This is a genomic window from Asanoa ishikariensis, assembly GCF_900107455.1.
In the GTDB taxonomy this organism is placed as follows: Bacteria; Actinomycetota; Actinomycetes; order Mycobacteriales; family Micromonosporaceae; genus Asanoa; species Asanoa ishikariensis.
This window is the reverse complement of the sequence record NZ_FNQB01000001.1, coordinates 2809307-2829459: the sequence shown is the minus strand read 5'-3', so window position 1 is coordinate 2829459 and position 20153 is coordinate 2809307. Positions and strand designations below refer to the sequence as shown.

At 68.7% G+C, this 20153-nt stretch carries 15 protein-coding genes; 7 read left to right on the top strand and 8 right to left on the bottom strand.

The genetic code is table 11. From position 1 onward, the window contains the following. Positions 1-37: 37 nt before the first annotated feature. From BLV39_RS13275 to BLV39_RS13260, 5 genes are all read left to right on the top strand, one after another. The gene (locus BLV39_RS13275) at positions 38-1060 is read left to right on the top strand and encodes a LacI family DNA-binding transcriptional regulator (RefSeq protein ID WP_239083909.1); all 1023 of its coding nucleotides are present in this window, start codon (positions 38-40) and stop codon (positions 1058-1060) included. 408 nt (positions 1061-1468) lie between these two features. Next, the gene (paaI, locus tag BLV39_RS13270; RefSeq protein ID WP_090790661.1) at positions 1469-1855 is read left to right on the top strand and encodes a hydroxyphenylacetyl-CoA thioesterase PaaI; all 387 of its coding nucleotides are present in this window, start codon (positions 1469-1471) and stop codon (positions 1853-1855) included. Positions 1856-2750: 895 nt separating this feature from the next. Then, positions 2751-3530, top strand: coding sequence for a trehalose-6-phosphate synthase (locus BLV39_RS42310; RefSeq protein WP_143049743.1), 780 nt, complete (start codon positions 2751-2753; stop codon positions 3528-3530). Next, a complete protein-coding gene (locus BLV39_RS13265; protein WP_244895841.1) occupies positions 3523-4536 on the top strand; it encodes an alpha,alpha-trehalose-phosphate synthase (UDP-forming) in 1014 nt (337 codons plus the stop codon). Before BLV39_RS42310 ends, BLV39_RS13265 begins: the two co-directional genes overlap by 8 nt. A 76-nt stretch (positions 4537-4612) precedes the next feature. Beyond that, positions 4613-5551 carry a hypothetical protein gene (locus tag BLV39_RS13260; protein WP_090790658.1) on the top strand — a complete coding sequence of 313 codons (939 nt, stop codon included), beginning with the start codon at positions 4613-4615 and terminating at the stop codon, positions 5549-5551. Between the two features lie 21 nt (positions 5552-5572). Here the strand turns inward: BLV39_RS13260 and BLV39_RS13255 are convergent, their stop codons facing one another. Further along, entirely contained in the window at positions 5573-7513 is a 1941-nt protein-coding gene (locus tag BLV39_RS13255; protein WP_090790656.1) for a S8 family serine peptidase, read from the bottom strand. A 320-nt stretch (positions 7514-7833) separates the two neighbouring features. On the opposite strand from BLV39_RS13255, the gene BLV39_RS13250 reads away from it, so the two are divergent. Together BLV39_RS13250 and BLV39_RS13245 are read left to right on the top strand one after the other, a co-directional pair. After that, on the top strand, positions 7834-8646 hold the full coding sequence (locus tag BLV39_RS13250; RefSeq protein WP_090790654.1) for an SDR family NAD(P)-dependent oxidoreductase: 813 nt from the start codon (positions 7834-7836) through the stop codon (positions 8644-8646). 90 nt (positions 8647-8736) lie between these two features. Further along, complete coding sequence (locus BLV39_RS13245; RefSeq protein WP_143049742.1) at positions 8737-9891, top strand: hypothetical protein; 1155 nt, start codon at positions 8737-8739, stop codon at positions 9889-9891. A 19-nt stretch (positions 9892-9910) separates the two neighbouring features. Here the strand turns inward: BLV39_RS13245 and BLV39_RS13240 are convergent, their stop codons facing one another. The 7 genes from BLV39_RS13240 to BLV39_RS13210 all read right to left on the bottom strand — a co-directional run bounded on the left by BLV39_RS13240 (position 9911) and on the right by BLV39_RS13210 (position 20125). Beyond that, positions 9911-10135 (bottom strand): PaaI family thioesterase, encoded by a 225-nt coding sequence (locus tag BLV39_RS13240; protein WP_090790650.1) that lies wholly within the window; start codon positions 10133-10135, stop codon positions 9911-9913. A gap of 69 nt (positions 10136-10204) precedes the next feature. Continuing rightward, positions 10205-11692 (bottom strand): vWA domain-containing protein, encoded by a 1488-nt coding sequence (locus tag BLV39_RS13235; protein ID WP_176984881.1) that lies wholly within the window; start codon positions 11690-11692, stop codon positions 10205-10207. Between the two features lie 280 nt (positions 11693-11972). Then, complete coding sequence (locus tag BLV39_RS13230; protein WP_090790646.1) at positions 11973-12317, bottom strand: hypothetical protein; 345 nt, start codon at positions 12315-12317, stop codon at positions 11973-11975. 89 nt (positions 12318-12406) lie between these two features. Then, positions 12407-12934: a hypothetical protein gene (locus tag BLV39_RS13225; RefSeq protein WP_143049741.1), complete on the bottom strand. Its 528-nt coding sequence runs from the start codon at positions 12932-12934 to the stop codon at positions 12407-12409. A gap of 13 nt (positions 12935-12947) precedes the next feature. Further along, on the bottom strand, positions 12948-18689 hold the full coding sequence (locus BLV39_RS13220; RefSeq protein WP_239083910.1) for a ThuA domain-containing protein: 5742 nt from the start codon (positions 18687-18689) through the stop codon (positions 12948-12950). Between the two features lie 225 nt (positions 18690-18914). Continuing rightward, positions 18915-19646: an SDR family oxidoreductase gene (locus BLV39_RS13215; protein ID WP_204082904.1), complete on the bottom strand. Its 732-nt coding sequence runs from the start codon at positions 19644-19646 to the stop codon at positions 18915-18917. Beyond that, a complete protein-coding gene (locus tag BLV39_RS13210; protein WP_373315405.1) occupies positions 19643-20125 on the bottom strand; it encodes a GNAT family N-acetyltransferase in 483 nt (160 codons plus the stop codon). Before BLV39_RS13210 ends, BLV39_RS13215 begins: the two co-directional genes overlap by 4 nt. Positions 20126-20153 lie beyond the last annotated feature (28 nt).

Genomic DNA, 20153 nt, shown 5'->3' with positions numbered 1-20153 from the left:
ATGCTCGGCAGGAGCGTCCGAAGAGGAGGATCAGGCGATGACCGATCGGCTGGGCGGCGGGGTGAGGCGGAAACGCCCGACCATGCGGGACGTGGCCCGCGAGGCCGGTGTAGCGCTGCGCACCGTGTCCAGGGTGGTCAACTCCGATCCCACGGTCGGTGCGCATCTGGTCAGCCGGGTCCAGGCGGCCATCTCCGCGCTTGACTACGCACCGGACGAGCGCGCCCAGCAGCTACGGCGCGGGACGAGCGGCACGATCGGGGCAGCGGTACGCAACCTGGCAGACGCACACCCGGTGCTGTCCGCGGTCGACATGGCGTCGCGTTCCCACGGCCTGGCCGTACTGGCGATGTCGACGGAAGATGACGAGGCCCGCGAGCGCGAAGCCGTCATGTCGATGTGCGGCCGCCGCGTCGACGGGATCGTCATCGAGCCGATCGGGACGTCACACGACTACCTGTCGGCCGAGCTCGCCGGCGGTCTGCCGCTGGTGGCGGTCGACCGCCCGTGCGGTGGGGTCGAGGCCGATGCCGTGCTGTCGGACAATGCCGCCGGGATAGGGATGGCGTACCGGCAGCTTTCCGTTCATGGTCACCGGCGGATCGCCTACATCGGGGACGACGAGCGGATCTTCACTGGTCGCGAGCGGGCAGCGGCGTTCCGGGCCTGCGTGGCGGCCAGCGGTGGGCCGCTGTCGGGGATGGTCCACCCGGGGGTGGTGACCTCGTCGCGGGTGGCTTCGGCTCTGGCTTCTGTGTTGTCCGGGCCCTCGCCTGCGACGGCGCTGATCACCGGAAACGTGGCGACGACGATCGAGGCGTTGCGGTATCTCGGTGCTGATGCGGGGCGGTTGGCACTGGTCGGGTTCGACGACTTCACGCTGGCGGACATCCTGCGGCCGGCGTTGACGGTGGTCGCGCAGAACAGCGCGGAGATCGGTCGGACGGCGATCGACCTGCTGACGGCGCGGGCCGCGGACCCAGGCCGCCCGGTCCAGACGGTGACGATCCCGGTCGAGCTCATCGCCCGGGGCTCGGGCGAGCTGCCGCCTCCGGTGTGAGCCCTCAAGCGTGCCCGCGGCCGTCCGCGACTGGTTCGTCGCGGACGTGCTCGCATTGGCGCTGGCCTTGGCTCGAGACCGGCTGGCTGAACTGACGGCGCGGGCCTCTGACCCCGGCCGCCGGCCCGGGAGGAGCGGAGCTCGGGCGAACTCCCCTCCGGCATGAGGCTGGCCGGCTCCCGCTCGAACTCATCGCCCCGGTTCGGGCGACCTGCCCCGCCGGCATGAGACCGGCCTGCGGGCCGACTTGGCAAACTCCCCGCCGGCATGAGGCTGGCCGGCTCTCGCTTGAGTTCATCGCCTGGGTTCGGACGACCTGCCTGCCGGCATGAGATCGGCCTGCGGGCCGAATTGGCGATAACGTTATCCGCGCTGTCCTTGATGCCTGAATGCGCATAGGGTGCGGGCATGGACGGTGCCGCCGAGATGTTCGCCCGGGACAGGGCTTCGCAGTCGCTCGGGATGTCGGTCGTGAAGCTCGAGCCCGGCCGCGCCGTGCTGGAGATGACGGTGACGGACCTGATGGTCAACGGCCACGGAATCGCCCACGGCGGTTTTGTGTTCCTGCTGGCCGACTCGGCCTTCGCCGGCGCGTGCAACTACCCGGGCGCGGTCACGGTCGCGGCGTCGGCCGACATCTTCTTCGTCTCGGCAGCGCGCGAGGGCGAACGCCTGACCGCGACCGCCGTCGAGCGGCACCGCGCGGGCAAGTCCGGCATCTACGACGTCACGGTCCGCTGCAGCGACCGCCTGGTGGCCGAGTTCCGCGGCCTGAGCCGCACCCTCTCCGCGTGACCGCGGGGTGGGCACGGTCGACCGTGGTCGAACGCCACTGCGCGGGGCAAGTCCGGCCTACAAATCGGTGAACGCCTGGTGGCCGAGTGACACGGCCTGAGCCGGACTCTCTCGTTCTGACGGCGTCGACTGACGAAGGGACCCGACGTCAGGGCGCAGGTCATTCGGGTGGCTGCCTGAGCCTCAGCTCGCCTGCCCCGCTAGATAGAAGACGAGGTCGTGTTCGGGCAAGGCACCTTCGCGCGAACAATGGGCGACGTCAGCAGGGCACGCCGCCCACCCGATCTGTTGAGCTGCCCACGCGCCTGGCCTACCACCCGAGCCGCCCTGCCGATGCCCCGTAGACCAGGCATTACCTCGTGGCGCCGCGGCCCCCGGGACATTCAGGCCGCTGTGGGCAGCCCGTTGCTGCCCAAGACTTCCTGATGACACGACGCCTTCGACTCGACTTTGCTCTCGGTGTGTCTGCGCTGGATGCAAGGCCGTGCGGTGTTGCTCTTCGCATAGAACGAGCCGAGGCCGCCGCGCGGACTAATGCGACTGACGGACGTCGTGGCCCGCCGCGAGGCGCAAAGTAATCGTCGGGCGTTGGCCAACAACGCCGCGTGTGCTGGTGCAAGCGCGAAAACAGAAGACACAGCACGAAGCTTGCGAGCGGCTTGGCAGCAGGAACCAACCATATCCACCACGGCGTCATGTTAGTCATCCGGGCCTCCCTAGTTGAATGCTTGCGCTAATTGTTGACCTCCAAGCGTTCAAAGTCGGTTCGCATGACGAGGCACCCCAAAGATGAACCACATCGGACACAAGCGGATCTTGCCGAGCGCAACCACTGGTGATCACGCGTTGACTCTTGACAAAATTGAACGCCACGGCTGGCACGTGGAGGCAACAGTTGGCATTGAAGCGAGAACCGACGGCGTCCGGACCGGTCCGCGAGCTGTTCGACCAGTTACACGAGCTGCACCTCCAGGCCGGTGAGCCGGGTCTACGGCAGATCGCGCGTGGGACTGGGGTACACGGCCCGAGCTACACGACCGTCCACAATGTCTTCAAGGGACCCCAGGTGCCGAAGTGGCCGACGCTCAGGCTGATCGTGTTACAACTGGGAGGCGATGTCGGGCGCTTCCATACGCTCTGGACGGCCGCCCGCTCGGCCGAATCGGGCCCGCACGACCGTCAACAGAACGGCGCGACACAGGCGAGTTCGTCGCCAACAACGACGCCACCGTCATATCCGTTCCTGATGGTGAGCTACCGATTGCCTCTCGCGACACGGACGACGACGGTTGGTGTTGCCAGCCAGCCCGAGTGGAAGATATTCGGATCCGCACCGATCCTCAGCAGACTGGTTATGAACCTGAACGGCGCATGGCTTGGCCTAACACCGGACGAGACCGCTGACCCTTCGCCGCCCTTTCCTCAGGGTTTGGCTGTCGAAACCGTCCAGGCCGCCCCGTCGGACGTCACCCGACATTACGAGGGTTACTGCAGCTCAAGCATCTGGCCGCTGTACCACTACTCGATCGAGCAACCGGAGTTCCGCACGGAATGGCGTGATCTCAATCGAAGATTGAACCAGAAGTTTGCCGACAAGGTTGTTGATCTCGCCGCGCCCCAATGCGACGGTCTGGATACACGACTATCACCTTCAGTTGCTCCCCGAGATGGTTAGACACCGTCGTCCCGATCTGCGGATCGGCTTCTTCCTCCACATCCCACTACCAGCGCCCGAGGTGTTCGCGCAACTTCCATGCAGAGATGACATCCTCCGAGGAATACTCGGGGCGGATGTCGTGGGATTCCAACAAAGTCTGTCGACACAGAACTTCTTACAACTGGTGCGGCAGCGGCTCCGGCTTCAAAGGAGTGGGAACGTCGTACTCGTAGACGGTCGCCAAGTAGTCGCGGACAGTTTCCCGATATCAGTCGACGTCGACGACGTGGAGCGGCTGGTACGTCGCGAAGGCGTCCGTCGCCGGACAGAACAGATCCGCGGGGAGCTTGGCGGACGCCGCAAAATCCTGCTCAGTGTCGATCGCTTGGACTACACGAAAGGCATCGAGCAACGCTTGAGTGCATACGGCGAGCTCCTGGAGGAGGGCAAGATCCGACCAGAGGACGCGATATTCATCCAAGTTGGAACGGTGACCCGCGAGCAGGTCGGCCAGTACGCGAGGCTGCGCCAACGGGTGGAACGCCTGGCAGGCCACCTCAATGGCGTGTACGGACGTGCGGGCAGCCCTGTCGTGCACTATACGAATCAGCTGCCAGGGGTGGAGGAACTAGTCGCCCTGTACGCCGCAGCAGACATCATGCTCGTAACACCGCTGCGGGACGGAATGAATCTGGTCGCCAAGGAGTACGTAGCCAGCCGGCTCGATAACAGCGGAGTGCTGATCTTGAGTGAGTTCGCTGGCTCAGCGGCGGAACTGGCTGAGGCTCTTATCGTCAATCCAAACGACGCCGACGAACTGAAACAGGCCGTGCTGGTTGCGCTTTCCATGAGCGCGGCCGAACAACGACGCCGCATGGATGCGATGCGATCGCATTTACGAAGTCACGACCTGCCGACGTGGGCCAACTCGTTCTTGAAACTCCTCCATAGAGCCGACGTGCCCCCTCAGCGGATCCAGCGGTCGGACGCCACCACGGGCCGGGGCCTGGGACCCACGCTGTGACCTCCCCGCGTGAGTCGCCGGCGCTGGCCTCTGCGCATGACTAGCGGCCACACCCTGGTGCTGGTGATACTCAGCCATGGAAAAGGCTCGATCCCAGACCGTCGGCCGGGACCTGGCGCATGCGCTGCGGACCGGGCCGTTCTCCGCTGCTCTGCATCTGGCCATCGAGGATCGGGGTATTCGGCCCGAGGAGATCCAGACGCGACTGTCCGCCGCCGGCGTCAGCGTCAGCCTCGCGACCCTCAGCTACTGGCGACGGGGTCGCAGCCGGCCCGAGCGGCCCGAGTCCATGCGGGCCGTGCGGCTCATGGAAGAGATCCTGAACCTGCCCGCCGAGTCACTGATCGCCCAACTCGGTCCCCGCCGCCCCAGAGGCCGTTGGCTCAACCAAGCCCCAGGCACCATCGACATCGACCGGCTCTTCGAGAACGGGGCCAGCGTCTCCAAAATCATGAGTGAGCTCGATCGTTGGATGTACCACGAGCTCAGCCGCGTCAGCATGCACGACCTCTACCTGGTCGGGCCTGACAGGCAGGAGCGTGGGCTTGTTTGCCGGCAGGTGCTCCGGGCCAACATCGACCGCGTCTCCCGGACCGTCGGGATCTTTCACACCGACGACCCGGGCGCGCCCGTCAGCGTGCATCCGCGGCGGAACTGTCGCATCGGGCGGGTGCGGTCCGACCCCGGGACCGGGCTCCTGGCGACCGAAATAATCTTTGACCGGATGCTGGCTCAGGGCGACACCGCGTTCATCGAGTACGAGTTCGGGAGCAACTCCACCGTCGCCACCGACAACTACTACCACGGTTTCTCCACGCCCGTCGGCGAGTACGTGCTCCAGGTGCAGTTCGACCACGACGCCGTGCCGGCTCGTTGCCATCGCTTCGAGCGTCGTGGGCTGCACGCGCCCGACCAGGGCGTACGCGAAGTCTGGATCGGGTCGACGCACGGCGCTCATCTCGTGGCCGCGGACGTCCCGCCCGGCATCGTCGGCATGCGCTGGGAGTGGGAGTGATCCCACTCCCAGCACACACCCTCAGGACACGCTGAGCGTCACGTCGTCGATGACGAAGCTTGTCTGCAGCGACTGGTCCTCGACCCCGTTGAATCGCAGGGTCACCGTCTGCCCGCGGAACTGGCTGACGTCGACCACCTTCTCCACATAGGACGAGTAGGCGTTCAGGTTGGTCGCGGAGGCGACCGTCGTGCTGCCCAGCGTCACCGTCAGCCGGTCCCAGACCTGACCGTCGTTCTCGGCCGTCGTGATCCGCGTCCAGTACCGCAGCACGGCGCTCGTGCAGGACGCCGGGATCGTCACCGACTGCGAGATGTAGTCCGTGTGACTCTGACCCTGACCGCCGAGCCAGGCGCTACGGGTGCCGGTGCGACCCGGGTACCCATAAGAAGACCAAGCACCGATCACGCCCGAGTTGGACGACCACGGCGTCGTGCCGCTCTCCAGGCTGGAGTTGCCGACCACCTGCGCCGGCGTGCAACCGCCACCACCGGAGGTCACCGTCCAGGTGAACGTGGCCGTCGCGGTCCGCGCCGCGTTGTCCCGCACCGTCACGGTCACGTTGGACGTGCCGGCCGTGGTCGGGCTACCCGTGATCAGCCCCGTCGAGGAGCCGATGGACAGACCCGCGGGCAGACCAGAAGCGCTCCACGTGTACGGCGTGGTGCCGCCGGACGCCTGCAACTGGAGGTTCACGGACGCACCGACGGCCGTACTCTGGTTGCCCGGGTTCGTGACCGACGGGTTGTTCGGGTTGGTCCCACCGTTCATGAAGCCCGTGTAGAGCAGCCGGTTCGGCGACCCGGTCCCGGGGCTCGTCACCTTGCCGGTGGTGGCGTTGTTGACGAGCGCGTCCCGTACCTGAGCGGGTGTCGCACTGGGGTTGAGTCCAAGGTAGACGGCCGCCGCGCCGGCCGTGTGCGGCGAGGCCATCGAGGTGCCGGTCATCGTCGCGCTGCCGGTGTTGCTGGAGTACGAGGCCGACACGATGCTCGTACCCGGCGCGAAGATGTCCAGGCACGTGCCGTAGTTGCTGCTGCTGTTGCGGGCGTCGGAGCTCGCGGTGTTGCCGACCGTGACCGCCGCCGCGACCGCCTGCGGGCTGTAGTAGCAGGCGTCGTCGGAGGAGTTGCCCGCCGCCTGGACGAACTGCACGCCGGACGAGATCAGGCTCGACACCGCGCTGTCCATCGCCTGGCTGCTGCACCGGCTCTGGCACCCGATGCTGTAGTTGACGACCGCCGGCTTCTGCGCGTTGGTGCGCACCCAGTTGATACCGGCGATCAGGTCGTCGTTGGTGCCGCTGCCCTGGCAGTTCAGCACGCGTACGGCCACCACGCTCGCCTTCTTGGCCACACCGTAGCTGGTGCCGACAGCGGTGCCGGCCACGTGCGTACCGTGGCCATGGCAGTCAGCGGGGTTGCTGTCGCTGTCGACCATGTCGGTGCCCTGCTTGACGCGCCCGGTGAAGTCGACGTGGCTGGCGTTGAGACCGGTGTCCAGCACGTAGACCGTCGCACCCTGACCCGGGTTGGCCGGATAGGTGTACGCCTGGTTCAGCGGCAGGCTCGCCTGGTCGATCCGGTCGTCACCCCAGTTGGGCGGGTTGTTCTGCGTGTCCAGCACACCGATGCGCTGCACCGCCTCGACCGACGCGACGGCCGGGTCGGCGGCCAGCTTGAGCGCCTGCTGCTCGGACATCGCCGTGGCGAAGCCGCGGAAGCCGGCCGTGTAGAGGTGCCTTGTCTGCCCGCCGAAGCGGGCGCTGAGGTCACGGGCCCTGCCACCGACGTCGGCCGCGGTGTCCTTGAGGACGACGATGTAGCGGCCGGCAACAGCGTTCGGGCTGTCGGCGTACCGGAGGGGTGAGCTGGGATCGGCGCTGGCCGGGCCGCCGAAACCCAGCACGGCGGCGGCCACGACGAGGCCGGCGACGCCGAGGGGGGTCAGTTTGTGGCGCAAGGCTTCTCTCCTCCCAAGAGATACCCATTTCGCGGCCGGGTCCGGACGACACCGACCACGAAGGGGTGCCGCCGAACCTAGAAGCGGCGGCCCCGCACCGGCAGTGCCGTTAACAGCCGTCGACGACTCGTAACGTCAAAACTGTTTATGGGACGGGCCACGGTGTGCACAGCCTCGCCCGACCTACAGGCCGCCGCGAAGGTGGTCGGCCCACCGACTCCGCCGACGACCCGTGCCTGTCCCGCGTGTGGGCCGGGATCGGCCGGCTGCCATCGGGACCCGGGTGGCGCCGACGGCGATCACCATCGAGGATCACGGGCATGCGACGGTTCGATGGGCGCGTGGCGTTGGTGACCGGAGCGGCGCGGGGCATCGGCCGGGCGATCGCCGCCCGGCTCGTCGACGAGGGTGCCGCGGTGGCCCTCGCCGACCTCGACGCGGACGCGGTCGTCGCGTCCGCGAGTGAGTTGGCGGCCGCGGGCGGCGAGGCGCTGCCGATGGTGTGCGACGTGACCGATCGCGTGGCCGTGGCTGCTACGGTCGCCGCCGTCGTCGCTCGTCACGGACGGTTGGACGTACTCGTCAACAATGTCGGCGTCTCTGCGGCCACACCGTTCGAGGACATCGACGAAGCGGCGTGGCAGGACCAGGTCGGGCCGACCCTGCACGGCGCGGTCAGCTGCATCCAGGCAGCGCTGCCCCACCTGCTCGCCTCACCCGCGGGCGGCTGCGTGGTCAGCATCGGCTCGGTGAACGGGCTGGCCGCCTTCGGAGACGTCGTCTACTCCTCGGCCAAGGCCGGACTGGTCAGCCTCAACCAGAACCTGGCCACCCTGTATTCGCGTCGGGAGCTCCAGCGCCAAGGCTCGTCCTCGCGGGGGGTCCGGTTCAACCTGGTCGCGCCGGGCACCGTCCGCACGGCGGCCTGGACCAGGTCCGGGCCGGACGGGTTGGCGACACTGGACAGATTGGCCGGCCGCTACCCGGCGGGTCGGGTCGGCGAGCCGGAGGACATCGCGGCGGCCGTCGCGTTCCTCGCGTCGGACGACGCGTCCTGGATCACCGGAGTGGTGCTGCCGGTCGACGGTGGCGCGCTCACCGGCCCACTGAGCCTCGGCAACTGGGCCGAGTAGGAGCCGCCTGCGTCGCGCAGCCCGGGGCCGACAACCGGAGCGACTCGCCGGACTATGGCCACCTGCCCGCAGGGAATGCACCATTTGGTGATGGACGGTTCAACGATCGTTTCGTCGTCCGCGCTTGCGGTGTCGGTGGTCACCGGGGTCTTCGCCTACCGTCAGGTCAAAGCGGCGAAACTCCAGGCCGACGCCGCCGTCGAACAGGCCGGGGCTGCGACCAGCGCCCTCGAGATCGAGCGTCGGCGGTGGGTGACCGAGCGAACCCCGACGATCACCGGTGTCGTCGAGTTCGTCAGTGCGTCCGGACACGCGCTCCGGCTGCATCTGCACTCGCAGAAGCCCGTATCCGTTGTCAGAGAGCGATTGGTCGGCAACGTCGGTGTCGAGCTGTTGGATCTTCCCGAGGGTGAGGTCACGGCTCGTGCGCTGCGGCCCGGCGAGTCAATCCAGCGCTGGGTCGCGGTAGGCGATCCGCCGCCGACCGACGTCAAACTCGAAGTGGTGTGCGAGGGCGAGGCCGGGCAGGACCAGTGGGTCCTCGTGCTCGACGTGCCCGTCTTCCCTGAGCTCGCCCGCCGGAAGCCCGTGGTGGTGGTCGAGCTGGAGCCTTCGTACCCGCTCCCGCACCATCTGACGCTCAAGCTCAAGTCGCTGGAAGCGCTGGCCTTCGTCGAGTTGTCGATCCAGCGTGGACACGGCGTGCGGTTTCTGGCGGCAGGCGGTTCGACGTCGGCCGACGGATCCATCGCCAGATGGCATGACCTGTCGCCCGGGTCGATGGCGCGCTGGCCGGTGAAGGTGGTGAGTGCACATTCCGACGAGATCCTGGTGGCGATCAAGAGTCGCGGGCGGAACGGCGAGAGATGGGATCTTCAGGCGCACGTCGCGATTCCGGATGACCTCCTGACCGCTGGACACCCTGACTTCTCAGTCAGCTTGGAGCGGGAGGGTGCCGGGCACGTACTCGTCCTGCGTCTTGACTCACTCTGGCCCTTGGCCTCGATCGAGGCGCATGTCTCCAACCTGCACGGCACGGTGGCATTTGTGGGCCGCGACGGTCGACTGGGTGGGACGGTCCGCCGCGGCCGAACCAACCCCGGCGACACGCTCAAGTTGCGGCTGCATCTAGGGGCATGGATGGGACTGAAGGCGAATCTATTCGATCTGGACATGACGTGTACGGGGCTGGAAGGGGAGACGTGGTCGATCCATCGGAGAACGTCAGTTCCGGGTTACCTGTGAACCGTCGTCTCCGTGAGAATCAACCTGAGAGCGTGCGGCTCAGGCCGCGGAACTCGGCCAGCAGGCGGTCGCCGCAGCGGACTGTGACGTCGTAGATTCCGGACTTGCCCGCGCGGTGCCGCTCGACGGCGGTCGCGGTCAGGCGCTCGCCTTCCCTGGCGGCCGAGACGAACGCGATCTCGGCCGACGCCGCGACGGGCCGACGGACTCGGATCGATCTCACTCCATTGCTGAGTAACACCACGAGAGCGCCCGCGCGCCAGCCAAGCCCGGGACCCGGAACTCGATGCTAGCCCGCTTCGGCGCAGATGGGCTACGGCCTCGTATCCGGCGCATCTTCCGTCGCCGGCCCCTCGGTGGCGTCCCATTCGACGCTGACGCCGCTCACCCGAGTTGGCACATGGCGATCCAAGATTCTGGTCGTCCGGTCGATCGACAGCACCAGCCGCCGCCCGTCCGCCGCAGGCCGGGCGAGGATCTGCCGCGATGTCGGTCCGTCGTTCAGGGTGACGCGGGTGCGCCGCCCACGCAGCGGCACCGCGGCGCGGTTGTGCTGGCCGTCGGTGGAGACCACAAGGGTGCCGCGGAGCACCGGCAAGCGACGCCACCACCACCAACCGACCAGCGCGAGCAGAGCGAGCGTCACGGCCGAGCCAATTACCGACGGCGCCCCGAGCACACCGGCCACGGTCACCTCGGTGCGGGCGCCGCGGACGTCGAGCTTGAGCGGGCTGTCCAGGCTCTGGGCGAGGACGGCCGACCACGGCGACCCGACCGTGCCGTCAAGGGCCACACCACAGCGAAGCCGCACCGGTGTCAAGCGATCGTCCATCGATGGATTCCACCGCACCTCGACGGCGAGCGGCCGCGCCTGCCCGGGGTCGAGCGTGAGCGCGGCGGTCGGCAGCGCAGCCGTGACGTCGGGACAGTCGGTGCGTAGGGCGAGGTTCGACAACGTCACGGGCACCTGCGAGGCGCTGGCGTCGACCGTCACCTCGACGGTTTGCGCACCCGGCCGCAGACGCAGCTTGTCGGGCCACACGACGGTCACCGAGGCCGCGATCATGCCGGCCTTGCGGGCCAGCACGGCGACGGCCTCGGCCTCGATGCGGTCCGTGAGGGTGGTGGTCGATTCGGGCGCCGCGATGACCGCGCCTGGGAAGACGGTTTCGAGCAGATTCGCGCCGGCCACCGCGCCGGGAGCCAGTGGCAGGCCCATGGCCACGACGTCGGGAATGGCGGCAGCCCGGTCACGCAACCTGGTCCACGCCGTCCCCGCGGAAAACGGGTACGGGCTGCCCGCCGCCGGTTCGTGCCCACCGTCGGTCAGCAGGACCACGGCGTTGACGGCGGCTACCGGCGGCGACGCCAACGCGGACACTGCCCTGTCGAGTGCCTGGCCGATGTCGGTGCGAGAGTCCCCTGGGTTGGCCGGCAACAGGTCGACGACCTCTGCCGGGGTACGGCCCGCCGGTCCGCTGTAGACGACCCTTGCGGCCTCACCAAAGGCGATCAACGCTATGTCGTCCGTCGCGGCGAGCCCGGACACGAGCTTTCGAAGTGCGTCCAGCGCGGCGTCGTAGCGGCCGGACTCAGCCATCGACTGCGAGGTGTCGACGAGAATGACGTAGCGAGCGGCGACCCTGCCGCTCAGGCCGGTGAACACCTCACCCGGCGACGCCGGCACCGAGGCGCCTTCGTCGACCGTCAGGCCGGGAAGCGCGTCGTTCCGACCGGTGTCCCGGCGAACCAACCCCGCGCCCGCGTCCACAGCGAGGATCAGCAGAGCGACAGCGACCACGACCGACGCGAATCGCAGGACGACCAGCAGTGGCCTCGGACGTACGGGTCGCCATGGGATCGGCCGTTCTCCCTCAACCGTCGGATCTCCGACAACGGTCATGGCGGCGGCCTGCCTGTGCGTCGCCGCCACCGGTGCGGGAGCGACGCCGGACCAGTCGCCTGCGAGCGCGTCCACGAGGCGCCGCCAGAATGCGGGACGCGCGGTTGTCGCGAGTCGCGAACAGTCTTCACCCCAGTCGCCGGCGAGAGCATCGAGAAGGCGTCGCCCGAACCCGGCCTCAGGCGACGCCACCGCCACCTCCGACGACCTCGCCGGCGATGGCCTTGAACGCGACCCGCCCGATCTTTGCTCCGCCCTGCACGACCGTCGGGGCGGCCAGGCCGAGCAGGAACAGGATCAGCGGCTGGTCGGACCAGCCGACCGCCTGCTGGGCGGAGACCACACCGGCGAGGATCGCGGCGATGCCGGTCCGCACGACGAGGGCGACCACGATCGGCATCCGTTGCTCGCGGCGGGACCACGGCCACTTCCGAGACGAGAGCATGGTGGAGGCGAGTCGTGAGCCGTCCGCCACGGCGCCGCCCAGCCCACCGAGGATCGCGGCAACCCACCACAGAGTCATGCTCGGCGCACCGATCCCACCACAGTGGGCAGAATGCCATGTCGCCCTCTGCCGGCAAAGTCCACCGTCAGGCGGATGAACGGGATCGTTCAGGTGGGGTTCTTCGAGCGGGTGGTGCGGTTCTGGGCGATGGCGCCCAGCACGAAAATCACCAGGACAGCGCCGCCGAGCCACCAGAGCCAGCTGAGGCGGTCCGCCAGGCTCGTCCCGGCGTCGAGGTCGGCCGCAGCCGCCGGGGGCATCTGTTGTGCGACCTTGGCCTCGATCTTGACCTGGGCTTTGCCCGGGTGCGGGTCCGGCGCCGTCACCGAGACCGCCCACTCACCCGGCGTCAGCACCGGTCCGGAGGTGTAGAAGCCGCGCCCTTCGGCTGACGGGTTGAGCTGGATCGGTCCCACCGACCGGCCGCCTTCGCCGGTCGCGTTCAGCACCAGTCCCACCGCCTGCTCGACCGGGTGCTTGTCCTTCGTGTAGATCGCCCGGACCGTCACGCCCCCCGCGCCGTCGCTGGCGACGTCGAGCGTGACGGGTCCGTCGTGTGCGTAGGCGGGTAGGCCCGGGACGAGCGCCAGCAGTGCTGCGGCGAACAAGGCCGCCACAAACCGAATGACGCTCATCCCGGTACTCCCTTTACTTCAGCGGTCCGCCGGCGACCTGCCGCGCCGGGTCGCCCGGCACTCGGCCGGTGCCCTTCAGCGGCTTGCCTCCGTTGGCCGCCTTCGCCGCCGCGCTGGCTTCGCCGCCGAGGCGGACGATCATCGCGTTGGCGTCGCGGATCACGACGTCGCGCACCTCGGCGTTCGGCACCAGCTTGGTGTCGTTGGCCAGGGTGATGAGCTCGCGCAACTGCTTGATCGCCTTGGTGTCGTTGCCCTTCGCCTCGGCGTCACGCGCCGCCTGGAGCTTGGCTCCGAGCTGCTTGTGTGCCTTCTGCGTCAGCCAACTGGTCGCCTTGAAGCGGTCCAGCAGGAACTGCATGTCGCGGAACGACGTGGCCACGTAGAACCGGACCGACGTCGCGGTGACGTTGCCGGCCTTGTCCGTCGCGGTCACGGTCAGCTCGTGCAGGCCGAGCGAGAGCTCGAACATGGCCTGCAGCTTGTTGGCCGGGTACGCCGCGCCGTCCAGGGTGCCGACGACGCTCTTGAGGCCGGAGGTGGGGTCGACCGCCTGGTACGTCACGCGGACGTCCTGGCTGTCACCGTAGAGCTGGCCGTCGGCCAGCCCGCCGATGATCACCGTCGGCTTCGTGCCGTCGATCTTGATGATCGCCGACTTGAGCGTCTCCACGTTGCCGGCCGTGTCGGTCGCGCGGTAGAGCAGCTCGTGCTGGCCGTTGCCGGTGACGTCGACCGGCGCCGTGTACGGCGTCCAGGCGCCGCCGTCGAGCGCGTACTCGACCTTGGACACCCCCGAACCCGCATCGGTCGCCGCCAGCGTGACCGGGACGGCGCCGTTGTGCCAGCCGTCGTCGGTCGCCGGTGCGAACGTCGCCGCCGTGACCGGCGCCGTGGAGTCGATCTTCACTGCGACCGACTTGCCCGCCTCCACGTTGCCCGCCGTGTCGGTGGAGCGGAACCGCACCTCGTGCGACCCGTCACCAGAGACGACAACCGGCGCCGTGTACGGCGACCACGTGGTCGCACCGTCGAGCTGGTACTCGGTGCTCGCCACCCCGCTGCCGCCGGCCTCGTCCGCCGCCGTCAGCGTGACCGTCGCCGGGCCGGTGTACCAGCCACCGACCGCGGTGCCCGAAACAGCGGCGGTGGTCACCGGCGCCGTGGTGTCGTCCGGCTCCGAGGGACCGGAGGACAGGTGGAAGTAGTCGAACGACACCGGCTTCGACGCCTGCTGTGCCGCGCCGAGGCTGAACACGCCGACCTTGGTGTCCGCGGCGACCGCCGCGTTGGTCAGCGCCTCCGGGAACGTGGTCCAGGTGGTCCCGTCCGCGGAGTACGACGCCGTGTAGGTGTCGCCCACCTTGGCCAGCCGCAGGAACCACACCGCAGTGGTGAGGTTGGTGACCTGTGGCTGCGGGTTCTGCACCACGCTGGCGATCTCGCTGCGGAACTCGATCCGTCGCGAGACCGGCTGGCCCGCCGTGTTGTCGGCGATGAAGTCCAACTTCAGATAGTTGTCGTCATCGGCGTACACGATCAGTCCGCCCTGCTGGTACTGCTCGTTGAGCTGGCTGCCGTCGACCTTGGTCTCGATCGTCCAGTCGCCCGCCGGAGCGTTCTGCAGGATGAAGTTCGTCGGTCCGGTGTTGTTGCCGGTGTAGATGTCACCGTTCGGCACGTCGATGGTCAACGAGCCACCGGCGACCTGGTAGGCCGTGGCGTCCTCGCGGACGACCGCGTCCCACCGGCACTTGTCGAGCGCCGCGCCGTCGAACTCGTCGGACGGCGTGACCTCGCCACCGGCCTCGTCCGGCGTGATCTGGAACCAGTCGAACTCGGCGTTGACCACCGGGGACGCCTGGCCACCGTTGACCGCGTACAGGCCGATCTTCGGGTTGTTGATCCCGGCCAGCGCGGCCGAGCGACCGGCCGGCGTGAACGTCACACCGTCAGTGGAGAAGGCGGCGGTGAGGTTCGTGCCGTCGGAGGTGAGCCGCAGGAACGCCGAGTCGGTGTCCGCCCGGACGCTGTCGGCCGCCTCGTTGCGCGGCACGCTGGCCGTCTGGCGGATGAACTCCACCCGCTTGTAGTCGGCGAACAGCAGGTCGAGCTTGGCCCAGTTGGCGTCGTCGCCGTAGAGGATCAGGCCGGCCTGCTGGTAGTTGCCGGTCAGCGGCAGGGTCACCTTGGTGGTGGCCTGCCAGGCACCGGCCGGTGTCGGCTGGAGCACGATGTTGCCGGCGTCGGCACGGGTGCCGTAGAGGTCAGCCGCCTGGGTCGGCAGGCGCAGAGCCCCACCGGCCACCGAGTACGTCTGGTTCTCCCGGACGATCGTGCTCCACCGGTCACGGTCGAGCGCCGTGCCGTCGAAGTTGTCCGAGCGCGCCCCGAAGCAGGACGTGTTCGGCGCCTCGACCCGGATCGGGACGGTGGCGTACGCCGCCGCGCCGCGGGAGTCGGTCACGGTCAGGGTCGCCGTGAACGTGCCGGGCGTGGTGTAGGTGTGCGACGCGTTGGCCGTGTCGGCCGTCGTGCCGTCACCGAAGTCCCAGGCGTACGTCAGCGGGTTGTCGCCCTCTTCGTCGGTCCCGTTGCCGCTGAACTCGACGACCAACGGCGTGGTGCCGGTCGTCGGGTTGGCGGACGCGGTGACCACCGGAGGCGCGTTGTCGGTCACGCCGCGGCCGAGGAAGTCGACCCAGTTGACGTTGAACACCGAGCCCTGGCCGGTGGTGCCGGCCGGGTTCCGGGCGATGAAGAACAGCGGCCCGCTGGCGGTCGGTGGGTTGTCCAACGCCAGGGTGACGTCCACGTAGGACTGCCAGCCACCCGTGCCGGGCACGTCGACCGTGCCGACCACGGCGCCGTCGACCGCACCGGACCGGACCTCGATCCGGCCGCCGTTGACCGCCGAGGCAGCCCGGAACCGCAGGCTGGTGATGCCGGTCAGGTTGGCCGGGTCGAACGTCCAGTAGTCACCGTCCTCGATGAAGCCGATGTTCTGGAAGCCGCCCTGCGTGTCACCGGTGGTCTCCCGCTGCACGCCCGGGTCGCCGCCGCCGACGCCGTCGGGTGCCCGCCCGGTCGCCGAGAAGTACTCCGCCTGCTTGCGCTTGGGCTGGAGCTGCTCGATGTCGCGACCGGTCAGCGGGTTGGACCCGCCGGCACCGCCGTCGTCGGTGTAGGTCGCCTCGAACACGCCGAACACGTTGGCGTCAGCGCCGTGCCCGGAGGCGAGCGACGTCTGGATGCTGCCCGTGCAGCCCTGCTGGCTCTGCAGCGGGTGGGCGTGCTCGTCGTGACCCAGGTAGTACTGGAGCTTGACCCGGGAACAGTCGATGTCGCCGTCCTCCGGGTCGGTCACGGTGACCGTGTACTCGACCTGGTCGCCCCAGTTGAAGAAGCCACCGTCCGGCGGGAACGAGATCGACACGGTCGGCTCGGTGTTGCCCACGGTGATCGGCACGTTGGCCACCGCGGTGCGTCCACCCGGGTCGGACACGGTGAGCTGGGCGGTGTAGTTGCCCGCGGCAGCGTACGTGTGACTCGGGTTGGCCTCGGTCGAGGTGGCGCCGTCGCCGAACGCCCAGGCGTAGGTGATCTCCTCCTCGTCCGGGTCACGCGACCCGGCGCTGGAGAACTGGACGGTCAGCGGTGACGGACCCGAGGTCGGCGTGCCCGACGCGACCGCGATCGGGGCACGGTCGCCCGCCACGTAGTCGATCCGGTAGATCCCCGAGTTGTCGTTGTTGCCGCCGAAGCCGCTACCCCACTCGATGAGGTAGAGCGCGCCGTCGGTGCCGAACTCGAAGTCCATCGGACGCAGGAAGCTCATCCCGGTGAGCAACTGGTTGATGTCGACCAGGCTGTGCGCGTCCGCTGCGAGCTGGAACGCGTACATCTTGTTCTGGTTCCACTCACCGAAGATGGCCTTGCCGTCGTAGTAGGCGGGCCACTTGCGGTCAGAGGTGCTGGCCGCGTCGTACCGGTAGACCGGGCCGCCCATCGGCGCACCGCCGCCACCGATCTCCGGGAACAGCGGGTTGCCGCTGTAGTCGTAGTCGATGGTGGGCGCGATCGCCGGCGGCAGGTTCTGCAGACCGGTGTTGTTCGGCGAGTTGTTGACGATCGCGGCGCAGTTGAACTTCGCCCCGCTCGGCCCGCTCGGGAACGTGTAGTCGTTGTACGCGTAGTTGTTGCCGTGGCAGTAGGGCCAGCCGTAGAAGCCGGGCTGGTTCACGATGTTCCACTCGACCGTCCCCTCCGGACCCCGGTTGGGGTCGGCGGCACCGGCGTCCGGACCGTAGTCGCCGACGACCAGCGTGTCGGTCTTCGGGTCGATGCCGATCCGGAACGGGTTGCGGAAGCCCATCGCGAAGATCTCGGGCCGGGTCAGCGCGGTGCCGGCCGGGAAAAGGTTGCCCGAGGGGATCGTGTACGAGCCGTCGTCCTCGGGGTGGACCCGCAGGATCTTGCCGCGCAGGTCGTTGGTGTTGCCGCTCGACCGCTGGGCGTCGAAGTCCTGCCGGCCCGCGCGCTCGTCGATCGGGTTGAACGAGTTGGACTCGAACGGGTTGGTGTTGTCTCCGGTCGCCAGGTAGATGTTGCCGGCGCTGTCGAAGACCATGCTGCCGCCCGCGTGGCAGCACGTGTTGCGCTGGGTGTCGACCTGCAGGATCACCTCTTCGGTGGCCAGGTCGACGGTGTTGCCGGAGACCGTGAACCGCGACAGGTAGTTGCGCGGCGCCCCGCCGTCCGGCGCGTAGTACAGGTAGATCCAGTTGTTGGTGGCGAAGTCCGGGTCCAGACGTACGCCGATCAGGCCGTCCTCGTTGCCGGTGAACACGTCCAGCGTCGCCGCCGTCGTGGTCAGGCCCGTCGTCGGCGAGATGACCTGCAGCCGCCCGTCGCGCTCCGCGTAGAACACCCGGCCGTCGGGCGCGATGTCGAGCTCCATCGGGTTCTGCGTGTTGCTGTCGAGCGTGACCTTCTCGAAGCTGCTCGTCTTGCTGGCCGAGCAGTCGGCGTCGACCACGCCCGCAGTGGTCTCGATGCCGCCAAGCAGGTGGTTGAGGAAGTTCGGCTCGACGTACGACTCCTGGGTGTGCCCGCTACCGGTGTACCAGGAGCGGCCGCCGTCGAAGTCCTGGCACCACGCGGTCGGGTGGTCCGCACCCATCGCGCCGGAGCCCGGTGCGTAGCTGGTCTCGTCGAGACTGGCCAGCACGTGCACGGTGCCGCGCGGGTTGGTGCGGAAGTTGTACCACTCGTCGAAGCGGTTCCACTCCGCCGGCAGGCCCGCGGTGGACGGGTGCGCCGGGTCCTCGACCTTGATCGTCGCGTTCTGGTTGCTCGGGTGCGCCGAGAAGTACGCGCCGACGAGCTGGCCGTACCAGGCCCAGTCGTACTCGGTGTCGGAGGCCGCGTGCACACCCACGTATCCGCCGCCGGCCCTGACGTACCGCTCGAAGGCCGCCTGCTGGTCGGTGTTGAGGACGTCGCCGGTGGTCGAGAGCCAGACCACGGTGGCGAAGTTGGCCAGGTTGGCGTCGGTGAACGCGGCCGCGTCCTCGGTGGCGGTCACCGAGAAGTTGTGGTCCTCGCCCAGCTGCTGGATCGCGGCGATGCCCGCCGGGATCGCGTCGTGCCGGAACCCGGCGGTCTTGGAGAAGACCAGGACGTTGTACGGGTCGCCGGGTGCTGCCGCGGCGGCGTTGGCGGGCGCGGGGCCGGCCACGAGCACGCCGAGCACGAGGGCGAGGCTGGATGCGAGGGTGATCAGGGGTCTGAACCTGTTTTTGAGCAAACGGCGATGGACGGACACGAAGGCACTCCTCCGCAAGCGGAATTGGCCCGGTCGCTCAGCTCGCCGAAGACTGAGCAGCCAGGTTGGATGATCGCTGCCAGACGATTAACTCTTGTGGATCAAGGCAAAGACAAGTCTTGCGCGATGTATTTGCATATAACGTTTTAGTAACTACCGTCCACCCGCGACTCTGATCGTGGCACCGGTGACATAGGACGCGTCGTCGCTGAGCAGCCACGCGATGGCCGCGGCGACCTCGTCGGGCTGGCCCGCCCGCCCCAGCGGAGAGCCCGGCCCGAGCCGGTCCGGGCGGCCGGCCTCGCCGCTCTGAGTGCCGTGGAAATCCGTGTAGATAATGCCGGGCTGGACCGTGTTGACACGAATTCCGGAAGGCCCGAGCTCTTTCGACAATCCCAGCGTCAACGCGTCCAGAGCGGCCTTGCTCGCCGCGTAATGGGGGTACTCGAACGGGCTGCCCAGCGTCGCGGCCGCCGAGGAGACGTTGACGATCGCGCCGCCGGAGGTCATCCGCCGGGCGGCCTCACGGGCGCAGAAGATGGCGCCGACCACGTTGACCTCGACCACGCGGCGCAGGTCCTCGTCGTCGAGGTCGACGAAGCGGCCGATCCGGCTGCCGACGCCGGCGTTGTTGACCAGGCCGGTGACGGGGCCGAGCACCTCGGCCGCCTCCGCGAACAGCTTCGAGACCTGGGCGGCGTCGGCGGTCTCGACGGCGATCGCCCGTGCGGTCCCGCTGCTCGCGGCGATCTCGTCGACCACCGCTGCGGCCGCGTCGGCGTCGCTGCGGTAGCCGACCGCGACGGCATGCCCCGCCGCGGCGAGGCGCAGGCAGGTGGCGGCACCGATGCCGCGAGATCCGCCGGTGACGATGGTGACCTTCACGCGTCGAGCTCCAACCGTGCGTAGACCTTGTCGCCCTGGTGGTCCAGCACCGCGCCACAGCGGCTCAGCGTCGCCTGGGCAGCCCGGTTGCCGGGCGTCGTTTCGGCGCTGACGGTACGCGCGCCGGCTCGCTGGGCCTGCTCCAGGAGTGCCAGTAGGGCTGGTGCGGCCAGCCCCCGGCCGCGGGCCGCGCGGGCCAGCCACATGCCGGTCTCGGCCTCGTCGTGCTCCAGGGTCAGGCGGATCATGCCGACCAGGTCGTCGTCCGCGTGGACGGCGTACATCACGGTGCGCAGCGGGCCGGCGAGGCCGGGGCTCCGCTCGCGGTGGAACGCGCGGAAGAACTCCTGCCGGGCCGGCGTCCAGCCGGCCGGACCGTCGACCGGGGGCATGACCTCCTCCGGCGTGGCGTCCGCGACGGCCACGGCGAGGAGGCGCTCGATGAGCGCGTCGTCGAGCGGGGTGAGGACGACCGGCATTGTCACACCCTAGAAGTAGCGTCCCGGG